The organism is Amycolatopsis balhimycina FH 1894 (assembly GCF_000384295.1).
Lineage (GTDB): Bacteria > Actinomycetota > Actinomycetes > Mycobacteriales > Pseudonocardiaceae > Amycolatopsis > Amycolatopsis balhimycina.
The window spans coordinates 10,554,858-10,578,988 of record NZ_KB913037.1 but is presented as its reverse complement, the minus strand read 5'-3'; the positions used below and the strand labels follow the sequence as shown (position 1 = coordinate 10,578,988).

The 24,131-nt window shown below is 71.8% G+C and carries 19 protein-coding genes; 2 read left to right on the top strand and 17 right to left on the bottom strand.

The genetic code is table 11. The features are described 5' to 3' along the window. Positions 1-14: 14 nt before the first annotated feature. From A3CE_RS0148515 to A3CE_RS0148470, 10 genes are all read right to left on the bottom strand, one after another. Positions 15-3,839, bottom strand: coding sequence for a LamG-like jellyroll fold domain-containing protein (locus tag A3CE_RS0148515; protein WP_026469592.1), 3,825 nt, complete (start codon positions 3,837-3,839; stop codon positions 15-17). A 55-nt stretch (positions 3,840-3,894) separates the two neighbouring features. After that, on the bottom strand, positions 3,895-4,878 hold the full coding sequence (yjfF, locus tag A3CE_RS0148510; RefSeq protein ID WP_020647379.1) for a galactofuranose ABC transporter, permease protein YjfF: 984 nt from the start codon (positions 4,876-4,878) through the stop codon (positions 3,895-3,897). Continuing rightward, entirely contained in the window at positions 4,875-5,912 is a 1,038-nt protein-coding gene (locus A3CE_RS0148505) for an ABC transporter permease (protein ID WP_026469591.1), read from the bottom strand. The genes yjfF and A3CE_RS0148505 overlap by 4 nt, the downstream gene beginning before the upstream one ends. Positions 5,913-5,917: 5 nt before the next feature. Beyond that, the gene (locus tag A3CE_RS0148500; protein ID WP_020647377.1) at positions 5,918-7,420 is read right to left on the bottom strand and encodes a sugar ABC transporter ATP-binding protein; all 1,503 of its coding nucleotides are present in this window, start codon (positions 7,418-7,420) and stop codon (positions 5,918-5,920) included. A 104-nt stretch (positions 7,421-7,524) separates the two neighbouring features. After that, positions 7,525-8,505: an ABC transporter substrate-binding protein gene (locus tag A3CE_RS0148495; RefSeq protein WP_020647376.1), complete on the bottom strand. Its 981-nt coding sequence runs from the start codon at positions 8,503-8,505 to the stop codon at positions 7,525-7,527. Positions 8,506-8,665: 160 nt separating this feature from the next. Further along, the gene (locus A3CE_RS0148490) at positions 8,666-9,709 is read right to left on the bottom strand and encodes a LacI family DNA-binding transcriptional regulator (RefSeq protein WP_020647375.1); all 1,044 of its coding nucleotides are present in this window, start codon (positions 9,707-9,709) and stop codon (positions 8,666-8,668) included. A 328-nt stretch (positions 9,710-10,037) separates the two neighbouring features. Further along, positions 10,038-11,000, bottom strand: coding sequence for an endonuclease/exonuclease/phosphatase family protein (locus A3CE_RS0148485; RefSeq protein WP_376741643.1), 963 nt, complete (start codon positions 10,998-11,000; stop codon positions 10,038-10,040). A 5-nt stretch (positions 11,001-11,005) separates the two neighbouring features. Beyond that, positions 11,006-11,926: a D-alanyl-D-alanine carboxypeptidase family protein gene (locus tag A3CE_RS0148480; RefSeq protein ID WP_020647373.1), complete on the bottom strand. Its 921-nt coding sequence runs from the start codon at positions 11,924-11,926 to the stop codon at positions 11,006-11,008. A gap of 138 nt (positions 11,927-12,064) precedes the next feature. Then, the gene (locus A3CE_RS0148475) at positions 12,065-12,316 is read right to left on the bottom strand and encodes a hypothetical protein (protein ID WP_020647372.1); all 252 of its coding nucleotides are present in this window, start codon (positions 12,314-12,316) and stop codon (positions 12,065-12,067) included. A 114-nt stretch (positions 12,317-12,430) separates the two neighbouring features. Continuing rightward, complete coding sequence (locus tag A3CE_RS0148470) at positions 12,431-13,225, bottom strand: SDR family NAD(P)-dependent oxidoreductase (protein WP_020647371.1); 795 nt, start codon at positions 13,223-13,225, stop codon at positions 12,431-12,433. A gap of 217 nt (positions 13,226-13,442) precedes the next feature. On the opposite strand from A3CE_RS0148470, the gene A3CE_RS0148465 reads away from it, so the two are divergent. After that, positions 13,443-14,060 carry a LysE/ArgO family amino acid transporter gene (locus tag A3CE_RS0148465; protein WP_020647370.1) on the top strand — a complete coding sequence of 206 codons (618 nt, stop codon included), beginning with the start codon at positions 13,443-13,445 and terminating at the stop codon, positions 14,058-14,060. A gap of 26 nt (positions 14,061-14,086) precedes the next feature. Here the strand turns inward: A3CE_RS0148465 and A3CE_RS0148460 are convergent, their stop codons facing one another. The 4 genes from A3CE_RS0148460 to A3CE_RS0148445 all read right to left on the bottom strand — a co-directional run bounded on the left by A3CE_RS0148460 (position 14,087) and on the right by A3CE_RS0148445 (position 20,452). Beyond that, complete coding sequence (locus A3CE_RS0148460; RefSeq protein WP_026469589.1) at positions 14,087-18,202, bottom strand: beta-galactosidase; 4,116 nt, start codon at positions 18,200-18,202, stop codon at positions 14,087-14,089. A 156-nt stretch (positions 18,203-18,358) separates the two neighbouring features. Then, positions 18,359-19,402: a LacI family DNA-binding transcriptional regulator gene (locus A3CE_RS0148455; protein WP_026469588.1), complete on the bottom strand. Its 1,044-nt coding sequence runs from the start codon at positions 19,400-19,402 to the stop codon at positions 18,359-18,361. Positions 19,403-19,485: 83 nt separating this feature from the next. Further along, positions 19,486-19,755, bottom strand: coding sequence for a hypothetical protein (locus A3CE_RS0148450; protein WP_125592150.1), 270 nt, complete (start codon positions 19,753-19,755; stop codon positions 19,486-19,488). A 40-nt stretch (positions 19,756-19,795) separates the two neighbouring features. Beyond that, positions 19,796-20,452, bottom strand: a complete 657-nt coding sequence (locus A3CE_RS0148445) for a helix-turn-helix transcriptional regulator (RefSeq protein WP_020647366.1) — start codon at positions 20,450-20,452, stop codon at positions 19,796-19,798. A gap of 88 nt (positions 20,453-20,540) precedes the next feature. Between A3CE_RS0148445 and folE the strand changes: the two genes are divergently transcribed. After that, positions 20,541-21,170 carry a GTP cyclohydrolase I FolE gene (folE, locus tag A3CE_RS0148440; protein ID WP_020647365.1) on the top strand — a complete coding sequence of 210 codons (630 nt, stop codon included), beginning with the start codon at positions 20,541-20,543 and terminating at the stop codon, positions 21,168-21,170. 143 nt (positions 21,171-21,313) lie between these two features. On the opposite strand, the gene A3CE_RS0148435 is transcribed toward folE, so the two are convergent. The 3 genes from A3CE_RS0148435 to A3CE_RS0148425 form a co-directional block, all read right to left on the bottom strand. Then, entirely contained in the window at positions 21,314-21,748 is a 435-nt protein-coding gene (locus A3CE_RS0148435) for a hypothetical protein (RefSeq protein WP_020647364.1), read from the bottom strand. Positions 21,749-21,863: 115 nt separating this feature from the next. Next, positions 21,864-22,517, bottom strand: coding sequence for a response regulator (locus A3CE_RS0148430; protein ID WP_020647363.1), 654 nt, complete (start codon positions 22,515-22,517; stop codon positions 21,864-21,866). Next, the gene (locus A3CE_RS0148425; protein ID WP_043793302.1) at positions 22,514-24,016 is read right to left on the bottom strand and encodes a sensor histidine kinase; all 1,503 of its coding nucleotides are present in this window, start codon (positions 24,014-24,016) and stop codon (positions 22,514-22,516) included. The genes A3CE_RS0148430 and A3CE_RS0148425 overlap by 4 nt, the downstream gene beginning before the upstream one ends. Positions 24,017-24,131: the final 115 nt, after the last annotated feature.

Below are 24,131 nucleotides of genomic sequence, written 5' to 3'. Positions count from 1 at the left end.
CGCGTCCCGGGGTTCTAGCGGCCGGTGAGGACCAGCGTCGTCACGGAGTTGGCCGGCAACGTCAGCTTCGACGTCGCGGCCAGGCCGGTGATCTCCCTGGTCTGCGGCACGATGGTGGCCGGCGCGGCGAGGCTGTTGCGTCCCGCCGGATCGCCGGTGAGTGTGGTGAGCGTGCCGGTGCCGTCGACGGCGGTGACGCCGGTGAGCGCCAGCCGTGCGGTCTGCACCTGCCCGGTCGGGTTGACGAGTTTGACCGTGAAGGTCTTCCTTCCGCTCTTCGTGGTCACGTTGACCACCTGCCGTAGGGGGCTGCCCTGGTTGAGGCGGCTGGTCACGATCTGCTTGCCGAGGGTGCTGGAGAACATCTGCTGCACCCAGTACGACGGCGAGCCGTAGCTGCTCCCGGCGTCGAGCCCGATCAGGTTGACCGGCCAGTTGGCCTGGTTCTCGTGCACCAGCACCGGCGCGTACATCGAGCCGATGACGACGTCGCTGTTGCGTTCGAGCCCGGTCAGGAACGCAGCCTCGCCGATGGCGGCGGCCAGGGTGCCGGTGGGCCGGCCGTCCTGGGCGCCGTACTCGCCGACGAGAATGTCCGGGCCGGACCGGTCGGCGGTGTCGTACCGGGTCGAGTTGTCGGTGAACCACTGCGGCGACTGGTAGTAGTGGTCGTCCGCGGCGTCCGGGCGCACCCCGGTCGACGTGCTCGACGCGGCCCCGCCCTGCAGGCCGCCGGTGGTGGCGATGACGGTCAGCTGCGGGTACTTCGCCTTGATGGCGTTGTTCATGTCGGTGAAGCGCCAGGCGTAGCTGCCCGAGCCGTCGAACCAGTCCTCGTTGCCGACCTCGACGTAGTGCAGGTCGAACGGCGCCGCATGCCCGTCGGCGATCCGCTTGGCGCCCCACGTCGTCGAGCTGTCGCCGATGGCGTACTCGATCTCGTCGAGGGCTTCCTGGACGTACTGCGGGTAGTCGGCCTGGTCGACGTGCTGGCCGTTGAGGGTGTAACCGGCGAACAGCGCGAGCAACGGCTGGGCGCCGATGTCCTCGGACAGCTTCAGGTAGTCGAGGATGCCGAAGCCGTCGGTGGACCAGTAGCCCCACGCGGTGTTCTGGTGGCCGGGCCGCTGTTCAAGCGCGCCGATGGTCTTCTTCCACTCGAAGCGCGTGTCGAGGGTATTGCCCTCGAGGTAGTTGCCGCCGGGGACGCGGAACAGGCCGAGCTTCATCGCCGCGAGCTTCTGCCCGAGGTCGGCGCGGACGCCGTTGGCGCGGTTCTTGAAGGTCGGCGGGAACAGCGACACCTGCTGGAACCAGGCGTCCCCGCTCAGTGCCTTCTTGCCCTTGTTGACCAGCGACACGACGATCCGGTTGTCGGTGGACGCGGTGATCGTCGACGGCGTCGTGAAGCTGAACGTCTGCTGCGCCCAGTTCGCGCCGACCGGCTGGACGTCCTTGCTCGCCAGCACCGTGCCGTCCGGCTTCTCCATGCTGACCCGGACGCCGCCGGTCCACGTGCCCTTGGCGAAGAAGCTGCCGGTGTACTTGGTCGACGGCTTCGCGGCGACGCCGTAGAAGCCGACGTTCGCGGCGGCCACCCGGCCCGCGGCCGGGACCACGTCGGCGTGCAGCTTCAGCGACCGGTCGAGCGCGGTGTTCAGCGGAGTGGCGGTGTCGACCGAGTAGGCACCGGTCGCGCCCGCCGAGGTGAGCAGCGACCAGTACGGCACCGGCGTGTTGCCCGCGCCGCTGCCGGGCTGGTAGCCCTCCTTGAACGTGCGGTTGCGGACGAGCTCGGCGTAGAGCCCGCCTTCGACGGAGTGGCTGATGTCCTCGAGGATCGAGCCGTAGGTCGTCGGCCGGGTGTTCGCGCGGACGACGTTGGCGTCCACAGCGAGCTGGTTGGCCCCGGCGAGGGTGCCGATCTGGGCCGCGGTGAGCGGGAAGCGGCGCAGTTCGACCTCGTCCACCGCGCCGGTGAACCCGGACCCGACGGTGAACGGCGCCGCCGCGGTACCCGAAGCCGGGCAAGCGGAGACGTCCAGGGTCGTGCCGGTCGGCGTCCCGCAGGTGCTGGTGACCGCGGACGCGTCGCCGTCGGCGTAGACGGTGAGCCGCTGCGAAGCGCGGTCCAGGACCAGGGCGGCGTGGTGCCAGTTCCCGTCGGCCAGGCCGCCGCCGGTGGTGGTCACCTGGATCGTGCCGACGCGGGCGGTGAGCTTGCCGCCGGTCACGCCGAGGGCGTAGCCGTTGCCGTGGTCCACCAAGGTGCCGGCCGCGGTGGTGCGGAACCAGCCGGCCAGCGACAGCGAGCCGGTGCCGGTGTCGAACGCGGGCGAGGTGCCCATGTCCACAGTGGACTTGCCGTCGAGCTGCACGGCCTTGCCCGCCGCCCCCGCGGTCCACGTGGCACCGCGCAGCGTGCCGTCGGCAGCGTTCGCCGAGGCGTCGCGGGCGACCGTGCCGGCGCCCTCGTCGAAGTGCCACGAGCCGCTCGCGGCCAGCGCGGCGACCGCGGACGCGGTCAGCGGCGCCGGGTAGGCGCGGACGTCGTCGACACCGCCGGCGAACCAGTCGGCGGGGTTGCCCGCCCACTTGCCGCGGCCGATCACCAAGTGCCCGGACGCGGTCCACGGCGTGGTGAACGGGACGGTCTGCTGCAGGGTCCCGTTGACGTACAAGGAAAGCGTCCCCGCGGCCCGGTTGTACACGCCGACCACGTGCTGCCACTGGTCGGCCTGTGCGGGCAACGTCGACACCGCGGAGGATGACGCGGTGTCGCCGTCGCCTGCGCGGCGCGTGAAGGCGAAGCGGCCGTCGGCGGCGCGCTGGAGGTAGAAGCCGCTGATCGTCGAACCGTCGATGCTGACGGCGGTCCGGAAGCCGGTGGCCGCGGTCGGCTTGACCCAGGCCGACACCGAGAAGCTCTGCGCGGTGTCCACGACCGGGGCCGGGACGTCGACCGCGGCGTCGGTGCCGTTCAGGACGGCACCGTGCGGACCGACGACGCCGTCACCCCAGGTCGCGCCGCCGGTGAGGGTGGCGGTGCGCGCGTCGAGGGAGTCGTCCGCCGTGGTGGTGCCGGTGCCCTCGTCGAGGCCCCAGTGCCCGGCGATGGCCAGGCGGGCCGCGCCGGCCGCGGTCACGGCGCCCGAGTAGGCGCGGACGTCGTCGATCGTGCCGTCGACGAAGTCCACCGGGTTGCCGCCGTACTTGCCGCGGCCGACAACCAGGTGGCCGGTGCCCGCCCAGGCGGCAGGCGCCGCGACGGTGGCCTGGCGGGTGCCGTCGACGTAGAGCGACAGCGTCGACGCCGCCGAGTCGTACACGCCGGTCAGCTGGTACCACTGGCCGGCGACGGGGTCGAAGTTCGCCGACGCGACGACGCCGTCGGTCGGGGCGTCCCCGGCCAGGCGGGTGAAGGCGAACCGGCGGGAGTCGTCGCGGAACTGCAGGAAGAAGTTGCTCACCTGGGTGCCGTCGACGCTGACGAACGTCTGGAAGCCGGACGTCTTGCCGAGCTTGACCCAGCTGCTCACGGAGAAGCTCTTGGTGGTGTCGAGCACGGGCGCGCCCGCGTCGGCGAAGCCGTTCACACCGTCGGTCGTCAACGCTCCGCCGCGGATGCCCGGACCCCAGCCCGCGCCGCCGTTCAGCGTCGCCGGGTGGCTGCCCGCGGTGTCGGCGGCCGTCGTCCCGCTGCCGTCGTCGAAGGCCCAGTGCCCGGCCAGCGCCGGATCGGTGTCGGCGAAGGCGGCCGGCACCACGGCGACCGGGACGGCGGAGCACAGCGCCAAGGCGGCGAGCACGGCCATGGGCCGCCGCAATCTGCGGAGCATTACTCTCCCTCGAGTGTGAGCGCCCACATGATCCACCGGGGCGGCGGAGCGGGGTTCAGCGGGTTCGGCGGGTGACGAGACGTTGCAGGACGATGAAGACGAACAGCAGGGCCCCGGTGATGATCGAGGTCCACCACGAGTTGAGGGTGCCGTCGAAGGTGATCAGCGTCTGGATGATGCCCAGCACCATGATCCCGAGCACGGTGCCCAGCACGTAGCCGGAGCCGCCGGTGAGGATGGTGCCGCCGATGACCACCGCGGCGATCGCGGTCAGTTCCAGGCCGACGCCGTTGAGCGGGTCGCCGGAGGACTTGTAGAGCACCAGCAGCAGGCCGCCGAGTGCCGAGCAGATTCCGCTGATCGTGTACACCGCGATCTTGGTGCGGCCGGTCTTGAGCCCCATCAGCATCGCCGACTGCGCGTTGCCGCCGATCGAGTACACCGTGCGGCCGAACCGCGTGAAGGCCAGGACGTAGGCCGCGGCCGCGACCACCAGCAGCGCCACGACCACGCTGATCGAGATGTGCAGCTCGCCGCCGAGCGGGATCTGCGTCTGGGCCAGGGTGGCGATCGTCGCGTTGTCGATCGAGTAGGCCTCCGTGGTGATCGTGTAGCAGAGGCCGCGCGCGAAGAACATCCCGATCAGCGTCGCGATGAACGGCTGGATCTCGAAGAAGTGGATCAGCGCGCCCATCCCGGCCCCGAGCAGGGCCCCGATGACCAGCACCACCGCGACCGCGGCGTAGGCCGGCCAGCCGTGCTTCTGCAGCAGGTCACCGGAGACCACTGTGGACAGTGCGACCACCGAGCCGACGGACAGGTCGATGCCGCCGGTGAGGATCACGAACGTCATCCCGACCGCGACCACGAGCAGGAAGGCGTTGTTGATGAACAGGTCGAGGATGACCTGCCCGGAGCCGAACGCGTCGTAGCTCGACGCGCCGAAGATGTACGCCCCGACGAGCAGCGCCATCGTCGCGAGGATCGGCAGGTGCCGCTGCTGCGGCCGGTAGCCCTTGACGCGGGCGAGGGTGGTCATGCGGTGACCTCGACCTTCTCCGGAGCGGTGGTGGGCGCCGGGGTGACCGGATGGGCTCCGTGGCGCCGCCGGAACTTGCGGCGGAACGCGGGCGACTGCAGCAGGCACACCGCGAGCACGACCAGGGCCTTGAACAGCATGATCGCCTCGGGCGGGATGCCGAGGGCGTAGACGGTGGTGGTGAGCGTCTGGATGAGCAGCGCGCCGATCACCGAGCCGCCGAGGGAGAACCGGCCGCCGGTCAGCTGCGTGCCGCCGACGACGACGGCGAGGATCGCGTCGAGCTCGATGAACAGGCCGGCGTGGTTGCCGTCGGCGCTGTGCACGTTCGCGCTGATCATCAGCCCGGCGATGCCCGCGCAGAGGGCGCAGAAGACGTAGACGAGCCAGGTCAGCCGCGCCGAGCGGAGGCCGGCCAGCCGGCTGGCCTCGGGGTTGCCGCCGACGGCCTCGACCAGCAGGCCGAGCGCGGACCGGCGGACGAGCACCGACGCCAGCACGAACACCGCCAGCGCGATGAGGATCGCGCCGGGCAGCGTGAGCAGGAACCCGCTGCCGATCCACTCGAAGGAGTGGGAGTTGACGGTGATGATCTGCCCGTCGGTGATCAGCTGGGCGATACCCCGGCCGGCGACCATGAGGATCAGCGTGGCGATGATCGGCTGGATGCCCAGTGCCGCGACGAGCCAGCCGTTCCACACCCCGAGCAGCAGGGACAGGCCGAGCGCCAGCCCGAACGCGATCAGCGTGGTGCCGACGCCGTCCGGGTTGTCGCTGACCCAGAGGCAGGCGAGCGCGCCGCTGATCGCCACGACCGCGCCGACCGAGAGGTCGATGCCGCGCGTCGCGATGACGAGCGTCATGCCGATCGCGATGAGGATCAGCGGGGCGCCGTTCTTGAGGATGTCGACGAGGTTCCCGTAGAGGTGCCCGTCGCGCAGCTCGATCTTGAAGAACGACGGGCTCGCGATCAGGTCGCCCAGCAGCAGCACCAGCAGAGCCACCACGGGCCAGAAGAGCCGTTGTTTCGTCAAGCCTTTCACGCCTGCACCCCCTCGGCCATCGTGGCCATGATGTCGTCCGCGGTGAGCGCCTGGTTGTCCCGGACCGCCACGACCTTCCGGTCGCGCAGCACCACGACGCGGTGGCTCAGCCGCAGGACTTCTTCCAGCTCGGCGGAGATGTACACGACGGCCATGCCGTCGCCCGAGAGCTGGGTGACCAGCCGCTGGATCTCCGTCTTGGCGCCGATGTCGATGCCGCGCGTGGGCTCGTCGAGGATCAGCAGCCGCGGTTCGGTGATGAGCCAGCGGCCCAGCAGCACCTTCTGCTGGTTGCCGCCGGACAGGTTGCCCACCAGCGCTTCGGGGTTGGCGGGCCGGATGTCGAGTGCTTTGATGTACTTCTCGGCGATTTCGTCCTGGCGGCGGCGCGAAAGCGGCCGCGCCCAGCCGCGGGAGGCCTGTAGCGCGAGGACGATGTTCTCGCGGACGGTGAGCTCTTCGACGAGCCCCTCGGCCTTGCGGTTCTCCGAGAGGAACGCGATCTTGTGGTCCAGACCGGCCCGCGGGGTGCGCAGCGAAGTGGTCTCGCCGTCGACCTGGACCGTTCCGCTGTCGGCGTGGTCGGCGCCGAAGAGCAGCCGGGCGAGCTCGGTGCGGCCGGAGCCGAGGAGGCCGGCCAGCCCGACCACCTCGCCGGCGTGGATGGCGAGGTCGAAGGGCGCGACGCCGCCCTTGCGGGCGAGGCCTTCGGCGGCCAGCAGCACCGGCGCGCCGGCGACCTCGGCCCGGCTGGGGCCGGAGTCCTCCAGGTCCTCGAGGACCTGGAGCTCCTTGCCGATCATCTTGGTGACCAGCTCGACCGGCGTGATGTCCGCGGTGCGGTACTCGCCGATCAGCTTTCCGTTGCGCAGCACGGTCATCCGGTCGGCGATGGCGAAGACCTGGTCGATGAAGTGGGACACGAACAGGATCGCCATGCCCTGGTCGCGCAGCGACCGGACGACCTTGAGCAGCTGCTCGACCTCGCCGGCGTCCAAACTGGACGTCGGTTCGTCGAGGACGAGGACCCGCGCGTCGACGTCGAGCGCGCGGGCGATCGCGACCAGCTGCTGCACCGCGATGGAGCAGGTGGACAGCTCGGCCGTGACGTCCACGTGGACGTCCAGCCGGGCCAGCAGCTCCTCGGCCCGCCGCCGCATCGGGCCCCACTGGATGCGGCCGAAGCGGCGGGGTTCCCGGCCGAGGCAGACGTTTTCCGCCACCGACAGGTTCGGGCAGAGGTTGACTTCCTGGTAGACCGTGCTGATGCCGGCCTGCTGGGCCGAACCCGGTCCGTTGAAGGCGACCTCGTCGCCGTCGAGTCCGATCGTGCCCGCGTCCACCCCGTACACCCCGGTGAGCACCTTGATGAGGGTGGACTTGCCGGCGCCGTTCTCGCCCATCAGGGCGTGGACTTCGCCGGGGTACATCCGGAAGTCGACCCCGTCCAGGGCGAGGACGCCGGGGAACTCCTTGCGGATACCGCTCATCCGCACCATGGGTTGCGGTTCAGGCATTTGGTGTGCTCCGGGGTGGGCGCGGGGGTCGTGAGTGCGTAACAGTGTTCTGACACTGTTACGCACTCACGACCCGCAGGCGGTTGTCAGTACTGACGCTGCGGCAGCGCGGCCTTGGCCGACGCCTGGTCGAACTCGGTCTCCTGGGTCTCGATGCGCGCGGGCACCGACTCACCGGCGGCGACCTTCTTCACCAGGTCCATCAGCTGCGGGCCGAGCAGCGGGTTGCATTCGACGATGTGGTTGATCTTGCCGTCGGACAGCGCCTGCATCCCGTCCTTCACGGCGTCCACCGAGATGATCTTGATGTCCTTGCCCGGGACCTTGCCCGCGGCCTCGATGGCCTCGATGGCGCCGAGGGCCATGTCGTCGTTGTGCGCGTAGAGCACGTCGATCTTGGGCTGGGACTTCAGGAAGGCCTCCATGACCTCCTTGCCCTTGGCGCGGGTGAACTCACCGGTCTGCGACGCGACGATCTTGTACTTCGGGTCCGCGGCGATGACGTCGCCGAAGCCCTTCTTGCGGTCGTTCGCCGGGGCCGAACCGGTGGTGCCCTGCAGTTCGACGATGTTCACCTGGCCGGTGGCGCTGCCGTACTCCTTGGTCAGCCACTCCCCCGCCTTCTTGCCCTCGGCGACGAAGTCCGAGCCCAGGAAGGTCTTGTAGAGCGACTTGTCCGGCGAGTCGATCGCGCGGTCGGTCAGGATGACCGGGATGTTGGCCGTCTTGGCTTCCTTGAGGACGGTGTCCCAGCCGGACTCGACGACCGGCGAGAAGGCGATGACCTTGACCTTCTGCTGGATGTACGAGCGGATCGCGGAGATCTGGTTCTCCTGCTTCTGCTGCGCGTCCGAGAACTTCAGCTCGATCCCGGCAGCCTTCGCCGAGTCCTGGATCGACTTGGTGTTCGCCGTCCGCCAGCCGCTCTCGGCGCCCACCTGGGCGAACCCGAGCGTGGTCGCGCCGCCCGAACTGCCGGACGAACCGCCAGTCCCGCAGGCGGTGAGCAGCACGAGTCCGGCCGCCGCGGCCGCCGCGGCGGCCCATCGCTTCTTCAGCACGTTCACTCCTCGATCGACGATGATCTGTGGGAAAACCTGGGTGTCGGGAAACTGCGTTGGGGAAAAACTGGGTATTCGGGAACCGCTTGTCCGTAACCGGTGGCGCGGAGCGCTTGTTAGCGCTAACAAGCGCTGGGTGGCCACCGGTCCGCACCGGGCCGCCGCGCTACCTCGGTCCGGTACTCTCGCGCACGATCAACTCGGGGACGACCAGGGCGCGCGCGTGCCGGTCGCCTCCGTCCATCCGTCCGGCCAGCAGGCCGAACGTACGCCGTCCGACTTCGATGAAGTCCTGGCGCACCGTCGTCAGCGGCGGCGTGAAGTACGCCGCCTCGGGGACGTCGTCGAAGCCCGCCACGCGCACGTCCCGCGGCACCGAGATACCCGCTTCGGCGAACGCCCGCAGCAGGCCCAGTGCCATCTGGTCGTTGCCGGCGAAGACGGCGTCCAGATCGCGTTCCTTGGCGAGGGATCGCCCCGCCTCGTAACCCGAGCGCGAACTCCAGTCGCCTTGGATCACCCGCGGGACGCCGACACCGTGGCGTTCCAGGGTTTCCCGCCAGCCGAGCTCGCGGTCACGGGCCTCCAGCCAGTCCTCCGGCCCGGCGATGTGCCACACGGTGCGGTGGCCCAGCGCCAGGAGGTGTTCGGTGGCCCGGCGGGCGCCGTCGCGCTGGTCGACGGAGATCACCGGGACCGGCGCGGTCTCGCCACCGCCGACCGCGACGACCGGGAAGTCCGCGGGCGCGGCTTCCAGCGCCCGGCCGGCGCTGACGTGCGGGGCGATGACGATGACGCCCTCGACCGCCTGGCGGCGCAGGTTCTCCACCGCGTCGGCGATCGACGACCGGCCCGGACGGCTGACGCTGGAGATCGTGATCGCGTACCCGGCTTCCCGGGCGGCGTTCTCGATGCCGTACAGCGTGCTGGCCGGACCGTACAGATTGGACTCGAGCGCCACGACCCCGAGCGTGCCGGTCCGCCCGGTGACCAGCGCGCGGGCCGCGGAGTTGGGGCGGTAGCCCAGTTCCTCGATCGCGGCGAGCACCCGGGCCCGGGTCTCGGGGCGCACCGGGCCGGTCCCGTTGATCACCCGGGACACGGTCATGTGGGACACGCCCGCGACGCCCGCGACGTCGGTCAGGCTCGGCTGCCGCGTGCCGGCCGCGGTCACCTTCACGGGTCCGCCGGAGCGGGGTCGTTCGGCCACCGGCGTCCCCTTCCTGTCCGCTCCGACATGGTCTGCGTCACCTGTTCCGGTGGCGACGCGGAGTTAGTGTTAGCGATAACACCTGTGGGGTCAAGACCGGGCCGCGTAACGGTCTAGTCACGTGGCCTTCACACGACCCGACGACGAATTCGACGGCGCGACCTGCGCGGAGGGTCGTTTGAAATTCACCGGCAGCCCGATGACCACGGTGTTCAAGCGCATGTTCACCCCTCCGCGGAGCGGATGACCTGCGTAGTCCGTTCACTCGGACGGCGGATCCGCCACGGCTCGGATCACCACCCCGCGTGTCGTCCCGCGGGGTACGGGGTCAGAGCGCCAGGGTGGCCGCGACGGGCAGGTGGTCGCTGCCGGTCGCGGGCAGTGTCCAGGCCGCCACCGGCCGCACTCCGGAGACGAAGATCTGGTCGATCCGGGCCAGCGGCAGCGAGGCGGGCCAGCTGAAGCCGAAGCCGTCGCCGGCGTCGTCCTGGGCCGCACGCAGGCGCGCGGTGATCGAGGCCAGCGCGCGGTCGTCGGCGGTGCCGTTGAAGTCGCCGACCAGCACGGTGCGCGGCGCGGGTTCGGCGTCCAGGGCGTCGACGAGGAGGCCGGCCGCGGCGTCGCGGCCGTTCGCGGTGAACCCCGCGTCGATCCGCACCCGCACCGACGGCAGGTGCGCCACGAAGACCGCCACCGGCCCCGCCGGAGTGTCCACTGTGGTCCGCAGCGCGCGGGTCCACGGCATGATCGCCACCGGCCGGGTGTCGTGCAGCGGGAACGTGCTCCAGACGCCGACGGTGCCCTGCACGGAGTGGTGCGGGTAGCCGGCGGCGAGCGCGTCCTCGTACTTCGGGACCTCGGACTTCTTCAGCTCCTCGAGCGCGATCACCTGCGCGCCCGAGGCGGCCAGGGCCCGCGCGGTGCCCACCGGGTCCGGGTTCTCGTCGTTCACGTTGTGCGACACGATCGTGAAGTCGCCGCCGGCCGCCCGCTTGTCGAAGAGCCTGCCGCCGAAGAACCCGCCCCAGACCAGGGCCGGCAGCAGGAGGGAGACGAGCGCGAGCGCCGAACGCCGCATCAGGGCCGCGGCGAGCAGCGGGAGCAGGAGCAGGCCGGTCCAGGGCAGGAACGTCTCCAGCAGGCTGCCGAGGTTGCCCGCCCAGTTGGGCACCAGGGGGTGCGCGAGCAGCAGCAACGCCGTCAGCACGGCGAACGCGGCGACGACTCGGCCGCGGCGCCAGGTCCCGGCCCGGCGGTCCGGGAGGGGCGGGACGACGAGCGGCTCGGTGATCGCGGTCACCGGGTGGCCGCCGGCAGTTCGCGCCGGATCGCGGCGATGAGGCGCTCACTGTTCTCCAGCGCGGCCCGCAGGCCGGCCGCCGGGGTCCCGCCCGGGTTCTGCTGCAGGACCACGCCCAGGATGAGCGCGCCGTCACGCGCTTTCGCCGCCCACATCAGGGCGCCGCCGCCGGCGGTCGACGAGCCGGTCTTGAGGCCGATCACGCCGTTGCGGCCGAGCAGGGTGTTCGTGTTGACGATCGTCCCGGGCACGCCGTCGACCCGCAGGTTCGCGGTGCCGGTGACCGCCCGGATCACCGGGTTCTTCATCACCTCGCGGGCCAGCCGGAGCTGGTCGGCGGCGGTGCTCGTGGTCGAGTCCTCGACGCCGCTGGCCCCGGTGTAGGTGGTGCCGGCCATGCCGAGCGCCGCGGCCTCGTGGTTCATCTTCCCGGTGAACGCTTCCTGGCTCCCGGCGTCCCAGCGGGCCAGCAGCCGGGCGATGTTGTTGCCGGACGGGACGAGCATCAGGGCCAGCAGGTCCCGTTCGCCGATCCGGCTGCCCGCGCGGACCGGCACGCTCGACTCCCCGGTCGAGGAGGCTTCGGCTTCGGCCTGCCCGTCGACGGTGATCTCCGGGCCGGCGTCGTCCGGGCCCAGCGGGTGGTCCTTCAGGACGACGTAGGCGGTCATCACCTTCGTGACGCTGGCGATCGGCACCGGCCGCTGCACACCGTGGTCGCCGAGCGAGCCCAGCCCCTGGACCTCGGCGCTCGCCTGGCCCCCGGGCCACGGCACGGACAGCCGGACGTCCGGGCGGGCGGCGATCGCCCGGCCGGCGACCTCGGGCGGGAACGCGACCCAGCAGGCCGCCGCGAGCGCCACCGCCACCGCGGCGGCGAGCCCGCCGGCGACCGGCGGGATTCGGGTACGGGCCATGGTTCTCCTCCGGGTGCGAGTGCGCGCTCGCCAGAAGCGCGCACTCGTCACCTTGTCCGGAGAAGATCGCCGGTTCGCCCGCGTTGTTCGACAGGTTTGACCCGGAACTGTCTCAAGTCTGTACCAAAGGCGCGGCCGTCACGCCGAACGCTGGATGCAGTCGAGGCCCAGGCCGAGCGGCGTGGCGAGGTACTGGCAGATGTGCGACGAATGCGCCTTGTCGGTCTCCGCGCAGGCAATCGGCACCCCGAGCAGGTCCACCGAACAGTAGGCGTAGAACTGCGTCGAGCTGCCCGGGACCGGGTCGGCCGACGCCGGAGCCGCCGCGGCGACCACCGCGGAAACCGTGAGCGCCACACCCGCCGCCAAGGAAGCGATCCGGATCTTCATCGTGCTCTCCTTCCGCTGACTTTCCCTGTGTGTCAGGGGTTTGTGTCAGGGAAGTTCCCCGTGCTGATCATGTTCACGCCGCGCGTCACCGGAAAGTGTCACGCCCGCAACCCGTCAGGGCAAGATCGAGTCGACGTACCCGCCGTCCACCCGCACCGCCGCGCCCGTCGTCGCCGAGGCGAACGGGGAGCTCAGGTACACCACCAGGTGCGCGATCTCCTCGGGCTCGATCAGCCGCTGCAGCAACGACTGCGGGCGGTACCGCTTCATGAACTCGCGCTGGGCTTCGTCCCACGGCAGGTTCGTGCCCACCAGTTCGCGGACGAAGTCCTCGACGCCGCCAGTGTGGGTCGGCCCGGCGATCACCGCGTTGACCGTGACGCCGGTGCCGGCCGCGTGCTTGGCGAACCCGCGCGACACGCCGAGCAACGCCGTCTTCGACACTCCATAGTGGATCATTTCGGCCGGGATGACGATCGCGGAGTCGCTGGCGATGTACTGGATCCGGCCCCAGCCGCGCTCGGTCATCCCGGGCAGGTAGGCGCGGGTGAGGCGCACCGCGGCCAGGACGTTGACCTCGAAGTAGTGCCGCCAGTCCGCGTCGGTGATGTCGAGGGGCTCCTGGACACCGAAGATGCCGAGGTTGTTGACGAGGATGTCGGCGTCCGGCACCTCTTCGACGACCTGGGCCGCCCCGGCCTCTTCCGAGACGTCGCCCGGTGCCGGGACGAAGTCCGCGTCCGGCAGGTCCTCGCGGAGCCGGGCGATGGCCTTGAGGACGCCGGTTTCGCTCCGGCCGTTGACCGCGACCCGCGCGCCCGCGGCCGCGAGCCCGGTGGCGATCGCCGCGCCGATGCCCTGGGTGGATCCGGTGACCAGGGCCGTCTTCCCGCTCAGGTCGACCCGCATCGTGAAAACCCTCTCGCTCCGGTGTCTCCCTCCGGCCGATTCAAGCACAGCTCACCGGAGCCCACCGGCTGGAAATCCGGTTGCCCGCGCGGTCATCCCGGCGACACCATCTGCGCATGACCCCGCACCGCACGCCGTTCCTGCCGACCGCCGCCGCGACCATCGCGCCGGTCCGGCAGCAGCCGTGCCGTCCGCGGAGGCCACGCCTGTCCGCGCCGTGACCGCCGCGCTGGTCTCCGGCCTGCTGGCCGGCTACGGCATCGCGATCCCGGTCGGTGCCGTCGGGACGTACCTCGTCGCGCTCACCGCCCGCACCTCGCTCCGGGCCGGTCTCGCCGCGGCCTTCGGCGTCGCGACCGCCGACGGGGTGTACGCGCTGGTCGCCGTGCTCGGCGGCGCCGCGATCGCGGGGGTCGTCGCCCCGTTCGCCGGGCCGCTGCGGCTGGTCTCGGCGGCGGTCCTGATCGTCCTCGCGGCTCACGGCGCCCTGCGCGCGGTGCGCTCCCACCGCACCACCACCGTGCGGCCGGTGACACCGCTCGCGCCCGGGCGCGCCTACCTCAGCCTGCTCGGGATCACGCTGGTCAACCCGGCCACGGTCGTCTACTTCACCGCGCTCGTCGTCGGCGACCGCGCGGGCACCGCCGGGTCGGTGCCCGGGCAAACCGTGTTCGTGCTCGCCGCGTTCGCCGCCTCGGCGAGCTGGCAAGCCCTGCTCGCCGGCGGCGGGGCCCTGCTCGGGCGGGTCCTCACCGGGCGGCGGGGCCGGCTGGTGACGGCACTCGCGGCGAGCGCGGTGATCACCGCGCTCGCCGTCCGGCTTGTCCTCACCTGAGCCGGAAAACCCCTGTCCTGTACCGGTTACCGGGCGGGCGGCGTGCCGCAGGTCAGCGTCGGCACCGCCCAGTCCGCGTGGTCCTGCCCGTTGCCGTCGCCGCCGTCGGTCACCAGCAGGTCGAGGACCTGCGCGCCGGTGACGTCGACGTCGATCGGGACGGCCGCCTGACCGCCCCTGACCACCGGCGTCGTGACCTTCGTGGTGCCGTCCACCGCGACGGCGAAGCTGACGCTCCCGCCGTTGCCCATTTCGCCGTCGACGCCCACCGAAGCCGTCAGCCGGGTGCACGCGCCCGCCAGGTAGAGCTGGACGTCGCTCGCCGCGTGGACGCCGAGGCCCTTGGCGTAGGCCACCCCGCCGATGGTCATCGGCTTTCCGTCACCGGCGCTCGCTTCGCCGTTGCTCGTGTCGCGTTCGACCGGGCCCCAGCCGTTCGTCGCGGTCAGGAACGGCAGCGAGCTGACGGCGACCTGCCCGGCGGGCGGCGCCGGGGGCACCGCGCCGATGATGCGTTCCCCGGTCACCGAACCCGGCCGGCCCAGTTGCCGGTAGGCCACCGCCACCTTCAGCGCGGCGGTGTCCACTGTGGAGGGAGGGGTGACGGCCCACGAGAACGTCGCCGAGCCGCCGCCGTCGATCCGCGGGACCGAAGCCGGTGACGGCGCGCCGACCGTCCACCCGGCCGGGGCGGTGAGCACGGGCTTGACGTCGAACGCCGGCGGCGCGCCCGCCGCGACCCGGACCGTCGCCGAGGCGGTGAACTGCTGCCCGCCCGAGGCCGTATCCGGCGCGGTGAGCGAGACGGCCGCGGACGGCGCCGGCGGCATCGCGTACCGCGCCGGGTCGTAACCGGGCGAAGCGTTCTGCCGGACCGTCAGCGGCGAGCGGTAGCTGCCGTAGTTCGTCCACTCGATCTTGCCGAGCCCGCCCGTGCTGCCGTCGAGGTTCCACACCGCGACGGCGATCGTGTTGTGGCCGTTCGGGTTCAGGATGCCGTTGGGGATCGGGAAGCTGTGCTGCGGCCCCAGGTAGTTGACGTACTGGCCGAGCTGCCAGCCGTTGACGAAGAGCAGCGCGCGGTACTGCCGCGCCGGGTCGTCGGTGATCGTCAGGCCGAGCGAGGTGTCCTGGCCGCGCGGCAAATCCAGATCCGCTGTCGTCCGGTACCACGAGACGCCGGGAGTGGTGTCCTTCGCCGGCAGCGTCGCCGGCGTCCAGCGATGGTCCGGGAAGCCGGGCAGCGACCAGCCCGCGCGCTCGCCGTACAGCCCGCCGGTGTTGAGCGGGCCGCGAACCGGGTCGAGCCCGGTCTCGCCGCCGCGGACACCCTGCAGCCGCCAGGTCACCGACGTCAGCGGAGTGCCGGTGAGCCGGGCGGCGGTGAGGCCGCGAGCGGCCTTGTTGCCGTTGGCGGCACCGTAGTCCTCTTCGTGGCCCATGTTCACCGTCAGCACGGAAATCTCGTTGTCCCCCGGCTTCAGCGCGCCGGCCGGGAAGCCGAAGGTGTGCTGCGGGCTGGTCGAACTGCCGAGGAAGACGCCGTTGAGCCACGCCGAGAACGCACCGGCCGGTCCCCCGCTCTGGCTGGACAGGGTGATCCCGGTCTGCTTCCCGTCACCGGTGAAGTGGCCGCGGTACCAGGTGTTGCCGGTGTGGAAGCCGTAGTCGTCGGCGAAGAGCACCGGTTTCGTGCCGAGCGCCGTCGAGCTGTTGCTGGTTTCCTTGTCCGCCACCGGCCACGCCGAGTCGTCGAAGGCCGGCTGGCTCTCCGGCGACTCCTGCTGGTGCTTCCAGCCGGTCAGCGGGGGCAGCGTCACGGCTTTCGCGGTCGGGGCGGTGCCGGTGACACTGCCACTGGAAGTCGGCTTCGTCGGTACCCAGGAACCGTTCCACAGCACCAGCTTCGCCGTGCTGAAGACCTCGAACGCGCCGTCGGCGCCGGTGTCGCCGGTCAGCGAGAGGATGCCGTACTGGTCGGCAGCGGTGCGCACGAGGTGGGTGCCGCGGACCAGGACCGGGCCGGCCGCGGTGTCCTGGCGCCAGAACGTCGCCGCCGTGGCCTTGTCGGCGAGCAGCAGGAGCAGTGGCCGCGCGCCAGGAGCGGTGACGAGCACGCGGGTCAGGCCGTCGTGGGTGTAGTTCAGCCGCAGGTCGCCGCGGGCGGCGTCCCACGTGCTGGTCGCGGCCCCGTCGAGGACCCGCACCGACGGCTGCTTCGCGAACCGCAGGACGGTTTCGCCGGGGCCGCCCTTGTCGCCGTAGAGAACGGCGACGTCGCGGTCGCCGATGGCCGCGGTCGTCAGGATCTCCGAGGTCGAGTACTGCATCCGCGTGGCGCCGAGGTCGTAGCCGGCGACGAGGATCTTCGACTGGCGGCCGTTGAGCGTGATGCCGGTGCCGGGCTGCTGCGGCACGATCGGGTAGTAGTCGGTGCTGCCGGACAGCAGGTCGACGGCGTCCACGACGACGTAGGGGCCGGACGCCTGCGCGTTCTTCTGCCCGGTGACGACGATCTTCAGCGTGTGCGCGCCGGCCGGCAGGTCGCGCACCTCGTAGCCGGTGGCCTGGTTCTGCTTGCTGCCCGCGTAGAGGTCGACCGTGCTGACCTTCGCGTCGTCGAGGTAGACGTCGGCGATGCCGTGGCTCGGGTCCTTCGAGGTCACCCACCGGATCCCGGTGCCGGTGAACGGGATGCTGACGCTGTCGCCGGTCACGTTCGAGAACGACTCGGTGTGCTGGTAGTCGCCGCCGGTGTAGTTGACCTCGGGCCCGACGTGGCTCCAGGTGCCGGTGTAGGCCACCTCGCCGGCGCGGTCGTCGTAGGTGTAGCCGGCGTGCGCGGCCAGGTCGAGCGCGACGCCGGTGGTGTTCGTGGCGGTCGACGTCGAGTCGCTGTGCCGCAGGGTGTGGAACTGGGTGCGGGTGTCGGGGTTGATCCGGGCGGTGTCGGTGAGGGCCGGGTCGGTCAGCGGCGCGGAGCCGAGGCCGTCGGTCTTGGTCAGCGGGGCGACGGACTGGGTGAAGTAGCCGATCAGCTTGTCCTCGGCGTACTTCGGGTCGAACTGGCGGGCCTCGGTGATCGCCGCGCCGTAGTCGTAGGAGGTGTAGTTCTGCGGGATCGCGCTCCAGCCCCAGGAGGTGCCGCCGTGCAGCATGTAGAAGCTCTGGCCGGTGGCGCCGACCGCGATGTTCTGCTTGTAGAACACGTTCGCGAACTGGTCGTTGATCAGCTGCGCGCACTTTTCGTAGCCCGGGCCGCCCCACGGGTCGAAGGCGCCGCCCTGGAACTCGGCGGTGATCAGCGGCTTGCCGGGGACGTGGTCGTAGCTGATGTCCGGCACGCCGTTCCACTTCGCCGGGTTCGAGCAGTCGAAGCCCTGCGGGTAGGAGTCGGCGGCGTCGACGTCGAGCGCGGCATCGCCGGCGTTGAAGGTGCCGTTGTTGTTGCCCACCAACGGGACGGTGATGCCGTCGGCGCGGGCCTTGTCCTCCAGGTGCTTCATGTAAGCGCGGCCGTCGGCGTTGCCGTTGTAGTACTCGTTCTCGACCTGGTAGGCGAGCACGCTGCCGGTGCCGTCGGTCAGCTGGTGACGCGCGATGATGCGGTCGATCTGCGTCTGCCACTCGTCGGAGTACTTCAGGTAGACCGGGTCGGCGCTGCGGGTGTGGCCCGGCGTGGTGGACAGCCAGGTCGGGAACCCGCCGCCGTCGACCTCGGCGTTGATGTACGGGCCGGGCCGCGCGATGACGTAGAGCCCGGCCTGCTGCGCCATGTCGAGGAGCTTGTCGAGGTCCCGGATGCCGGTGAAGTCGTAGACGCCCTGCCGCGGCGAGTGGTAGCCCCAGTCGAAGTACAGCGACGTCGCGTTGAAGCCGGCCGCCTTCATCTTCTGGAAGATGTCGAGCCACAGGTCGGGGCTGGGCAGCCGGTAGGAGTGGAACTCGCCCGACCACAGGTAGGTCCGGTTCCCGTCGACCAGGAACGAGTAGCCGTCGTAGGTGACGGTGTGCGCGGGCCGGGGTTTCGGGGCCGGTGCCGCGGCGGCGGCCTGCGGGACGACCACGCCGGCCAAGCCGAAGAGAAGGGCGAAGAGGGCGGCGGCCAAAGCCCGGGGACGAGCACGGCGGGCGGAGCGCATGCGGGGACCTCCTGGAGCAGCGCCGGACCAGAATCGAACAGAATCCTTTGCCGACTACACAGGAGTGGTCAAGAAACAACACCGGGATGGATCAGTGCCGAGGTCGTGTTAGCGCTAACATTGTCCGGAACCGGACAGCGCGATGGCCGGCCGCGCTCAGCGCGGGGTGGTGCTCTCCCGGATGACGAGCTCGGCCGGCACGAGGTGCCGGGCGTGGGCGTCCCCGCCGCCCATCCGCGCTTCGAGGAGCCCGAAGGTGCGGCGGCCGACCTCGATGAAGTCCTGGCGCACGGTCGTCAGCGGCGGGGTGAAGTACTCGGCCTCGGGCACGTCGTCGAAACCGGCGACGTGGACGTCCTCCGGCACCCGGATCCCGGCCTCGGTGAACGCCCGCAGCAGGCCCAGCGCCATCTGGTCGTTGGCCGAGAAGACCGCCTTGAGCCCGCGCTTGCCGACGAGCGCGCGGCCCGCCTCGTAGCCCGAACGCGGGCTCCAGTCGCCGCGCACGACAGCGGGCACCCGCAGGCCACGCCGTTCCAGCGTCTCGCGCCAGCCACGTTCCCGGTCGCGCGCCTCCAGCCAGTCCTCCGGCCCGGCGAGGTGCCAGACCGTCCGGTGACCGAGCCCCAGCAGGTGCTCGGTGGCGAGGCGGGCACCGTCGTACTGGTCGACCGAGATGACCGGCACCGGCGCCTTCTCGCCGCCGCCGACCGCCACCAGCGGGATGTCCGAAGGGGCCGCCGCGAGGGCGCGCCCGGCGGTGACGTGCGGGGCGATCACGACGATGCCCTCGACCGCCTGGCGCCGCAGGCTTTCCACCGCGTCACCGATCGACGTCCGCCCCGGCCGCGTCACACTGCAGATCGCCACGCCGTACCCGGCTTCCCGCGCCGCGTTTTCGATGCCGTACAGGGTGCTCGCCGGCCCGTACAGATTGGACTCCAGCGCGACCACGCCGAGGGTGCCGGACCGGCCGGTGACCAGCGCCCGCGCGGCGGTGTTGGGCCGGTACCCCAGTTCCTGCACGGCGGCGAGGACCCGCTCGCGGGTTTCCGGGCGCACCGGGCCGCTTTCGTTGACCACGCGCGAGACGGTCATGTGCGAGACGCCGGCCAGGCCGGCGACGTCGGCCAGGCTCGGCTGCCGCGGCCCCGGAGCCGACGTTCTCGTCTGCTCCCCCGGCTTCGCCCGGTCCACCACGCTGGCCCCCTCCACGTCGTACCGTGTCACCACGCACGAAACCGTACCGCCGAATCGCCACCAGCCGGTCGTCCCGCGCCGCGTCAGCCCCGGCCGGTAGTGGTGACACCCCGCGGAACGCCGGACGCCTTGGCCCGCGGCCGGCGCTCCTTTGTGGTCTCGGGGCCGGCCGCACGCGCGGTCTTGGGCGGCGCCGACGTCGCCGTCGTGGCCACGCTCGTCAGCGGGGGCGGCCCGGTCACGAGCGGAGCCCGGTCCGGTTCCGCCGGCCGCACGGCCGCGGCGACGAGCAGGATCGCCACCACGACCCCGGCGCACGACAAGGCCAGCAGCATCGCGTTTCGCCTGTGCATACCCGGTTGTTGCCCGCAGGCGCCGGTCGCGTTCGGCCGGTCAGCCGGGGGCGAGGCGGACGCAGCAGAAACCCGGGTGTGGGTCCAGCCGGGCCCGCAGGCCGTCCTCGCCCGTCCCGGCGAGCATGCCTTCGACCAGGCCGAGGTTCATCTCGCACACCAGGCGCGGGTGCGTCCGGGCCAGCCGGTGGAACGGGCAGTTGCCGAGCAGGACCTCGCCGCCCTCGGCGCGCGGCTCGAAGCCGTGTTCTTCGAGCGCGCCGAGGATGTCCGGGGCGCCGGCGGCGAGTTCCGCGCCCCGTTCGCGGGCCCGCCGCCCGAGGATCTCGCGAGCCGAGTCACCGGTTTCGCCGGCCTCCTCGACGGCGGTCGCGAGGAGCTGACCAGCCAGTTCGTACTGGCGCTCGGGCAGCGAAACGCTCACCTGCCGGTCGGACCGGCGGTACAGCTTCGCCGGGCGGCCCGCGCCCGGCCCGCTGCGGCCGGTGCGGCGTTCGTGGCCGACCGCCAGCAGCCGCTCGTCCACCAGGCGGTCGAGGTGGAACGCGACGGTCGCGCGGGGCACGCTGAGGGCGGCGGCCACGTCGTCGCGGCTCACCGGTTCGGGCCGGCGGACGACGTACTCGTACAGCCGGCGCCGGGTCGGCTCGTCGAGCGCGGCCACCGCGGCGAGCGCACCCGCCTGGGGTTCGTGCATCACCGCATTCTAAAACACATACCTGTTGACGAAAACCCCGGCGGGCTTCTAACGTCAATAGGACTTAATTTTAGAAGGAGGCATCCCCGTGACCGTCGATCCCGTGCGTGAACCGGTACCGCTGCGGCACCTCGGTGTCGTCCACGACCGCGAGGCCGTCGACCTGCAGGCGGCCGAGCGCGCGGTCGCCGACCTGCTGCAGGCGCTCGGCAAGGACCCGGCGTCGGAGCACCTGGGCGACACGCCGCGGCGGGTGGCCCAGGCGTACGCGGAGATGCTGCAGCCCCGCGACTTCCGGCTGACCACGTTCCCGAACGACGAGGGCTACGACGAGCTCGTGCTGGCGAAGAGCATCCCGGTGCAGTCGCTGTGCGAGCACCACCTGCTGCCCTTCCGCGGCGTCGCGCACGTGGGCTACCTGCCCGGCGAGCGGATCCTCGGGCTGTCGAAGCTCGCCCGCGTCGTCGAAATGTTCGCGCGCGACCTGCAGGTGCAGGAACGGCTGACCAAGCAGGTCGCGGACTGGCTGCAGGAGCACCTGGAGCCCCAGGGCGTCGGCGTGGTGATCGAAGCCGAGCACCTGTGCATGTCACTGCGCGGCGTGCGGGCGACCGGCGCGCTCACCGTCACGTCGTCGCTGCACGGCCTGCTCCGCGAAGAACCCAAGACGCGGCAGGAGTTCTTCGCACTGACCGGGGTGAGCGCGGGCAGGAGCTAGCCCGTTCCCAGCTCGGCCCCAGCGCCTGCCCGGCGATCGATCGCGGCCGGTCGTGAACGACTCGTTCACCTCGTCCGGTGACAGGAACGAGTCGTTCACCACGTCTCCCGCCCGGCTGCCACGACCGTCCACTCGCGACCGGGCTAGTCCTCGCGCCGGTGCCGGCCACGTCGCGCGCCGGCGACGGTGCGTACCCGCGTCGCCAGGTCGCCTCGGCTCGCCCGGCGGGCGTACTCCAGCAGTGCTTCGGCCTGGTCCCGCGGCAGCCACCCCTGGTCGGCTCCGGTCTCCAGCCGGAGCAGGTGCGTCACCAGCTCGCGGGACTCCTCGTCGTGCTCGCCCGCGCGCTCCGCGAACCGGCGGGCCGCTTCCGCTTCGCCGTCGCACCAGGCCGTCATCGCCAGGAGCGTCGCCGTGGCCGTCAGGATGTCGCCGCGGTGGACGCCTCCCTCGGCCGCCAGGTGCTCCGCCAGCTGGAAGCTGCGTGTGCCGACCCCACCCGCTCCTTCCCGGCGCACCGCTTCCGCGAGTGCCCGGATCTGCCGCGTGACATAGTCCCCGCCCGACAACCCCGCCATGCCGTCCCCTCCGCCGCGCACGCAAGTCCGTGCGTCACCCGATAGGTGTACTCCACGGGCGCCCAGATACGTCGAACGCCCCACCCGTTTCGCCCGAACAGGCGCGAAATCAGCCCTAATGGCCCGGTTCGGCGCGTCGCTGGGACATGTACACCGCGGCCGAGGTGCGCCGCTCGACCCCGAGCTTGTGCAGCACCGACGACACGTAGTTCTTCACGGTCTTCTCCGCCAGGAAGAGCCGCTCGGCGATCTGCCGGTTCGTCAGGCCCTCCGCGACGAGGTCCAGCACGCGCCGCTCCTGCGGGCTGAGCTGCTCGTACCGCGGGTCCGGGGCCGCGACGTCCGCGCCGCGCAGCTTGTTCATCACCGACGCGGTGAGCGTGACGTCCAGCAGCGAGCCGCCGGCGGCGACCGTGCGGACGGCCTCCACCAGGGACCGGCCGGAGACCTGCTTGAGCATGTACCCGGCCGCGCCCGCCATGATCGCGCCGAACAGCGCGTCGTCGTCCGAATAGGACGTCAGCATCAGGCACGCCGGCGGCGGCTCCACAGTGGACCGGATTTCGCGGCACACCTCGACGCCCTGGCCATCGGGCAGCCGGACGTCGAGGATCGCCACGTCGGGGCGGGCCTGCGGGATCCGGACCAGCGCCTCGGCCGCCGTTCCCGCCTCCCCGACCACGTCGATGTCCGCCTCGCTCTCGAAGACCGTCTTCAGCCCGGTCCGGACCAGCTCGTGGTCGTCCAGCAGGAACACCGCGATCGTCATCGTCCACTCCCCTGCCCGCCGGCCCGCGCCGGCAGCTCGGCGGTCCATTCCAGCCGCGCCCCGCGACCCTCGGCGGCCGCCAGCACACAGTTCCCGCCCCACCGGGCAGCCCGCGCGGCCAGGTTGGCGAGCCCGCTGATCCGGCCGGCCTCCCGCGGTGGGCCGGCGCCGTCGTCGCGCACCACCAGGCTCAGCCGCCTGCCGAGCCCGTCCACGGTGACCTCGACCGACGACGAGCCCGCCCGGGCGTGGCGCGCGACGTTCGTCAGCGCCTCGCGCAGGGACGCGATCAGGTCGGAGCGGACGGCGTCCGGCACCGCGGCGTCCAGCGGCCCGTCGAAGCCGACGCGCGGTTCGAAGCCGAGCGCGTCCCGGGCGTCCACCGCCACCCGCAGCAGCTCCGCGCGGAGGCTGCCGTGGGCCTGCGCGGGCGCCTGCAGCGAGAAGATGCTGTTGCGGATCTCCCGGATCGTGCCGTCGAGGTCCTGGGCGAACCCGGCGACGCGCGCGGCGACACCCTCGTCGGCGATCAGCCTGCTGACCCCCTCCAGCCCGAGCCCGGTCGCGAACAGCCGCTGGATCACCAGGTCGTGCAGGTCGCGGGCGATCCGGTCGCGGTCGGAGAAGACCGCCAGCTGCTGCCGCGCCTCCTGCGCCCGCGAGAACTCGACGGCGAGCGCCGCGTGCCCGGCGAACGTCTCGGCCAGCTGGACGTCGGAGCCGGTGAACGGCGACCGGTCGCGGAACTTCGCGACCACCAGCACGCCGAGGGTCTCGTCGCCGACGATCAGCGGCACCGAGATCGCCGAGTCCAGGTCCTTGATCATCGCCGGCATCGCCCCGGCCCGGTCGCGCTGCTGCTCCTGGACGCGCTCGCCGTAGTCGCGCACGACGACCGGGCGGCGGGTGGTGAACGCCATCCCGGTGGCGGTGCCCTCGGTCGGCACGGTCAGCCCGGTGAGGCGGTCGGCGTCCTCACCCGGGGGCTCGACGACGTCGAACACCAGCTGTCCCGGGCCGTCGGGCCGCGCGATCGCGCCCGCGGTCCCGCCGGCGACGACGCGGGCGCGTTCGGCGACCAGCCGGAGCGTGCCGTGCAGGTCCTCCGCCGCGAGCAGGGCCCTGGTGACGTCGTAGGACGCCTCGAGCCAGCGTTCGCGGCGGCGCATCTGGTCGACGAGCAGGGCCTTTTCCACGGCTATCCCGGTCGCCGCGGTCAGCGCGCCCAGCACCTCCCGCTCGCGGCGGCCGAACTCGCCGCCGTCGCCGGGCTCGACCGCGAGGGTCCCGAACGTCCGCGCGCCCGAGCGGATCGGCAGCTCGACCGCTCCGGCGCCGGGGTCGCCGCTGCCGTACCGGGCGACACCGCCTTCGGGCAGTTCCAGCCGCCCGCGCCGGGCCCCCACCAGCTCGCACGTCGCCGTGACCGCGCGGTGCAGCAGGACCGGCAGCTCGACCTCGTGAGCGATGCCGCCCACCGCCGCGAGGATCGCCGGCATGCTGATTTCGTCCGCCACGTCTCGTCGACCCCGCTGGTTCGCCGGTGCCCCCGGGCCTGCCCCGGGGCGTCAAGAGTGCCACAGGCGACTGCCCATGTCGGCCCAATCCGGTTCG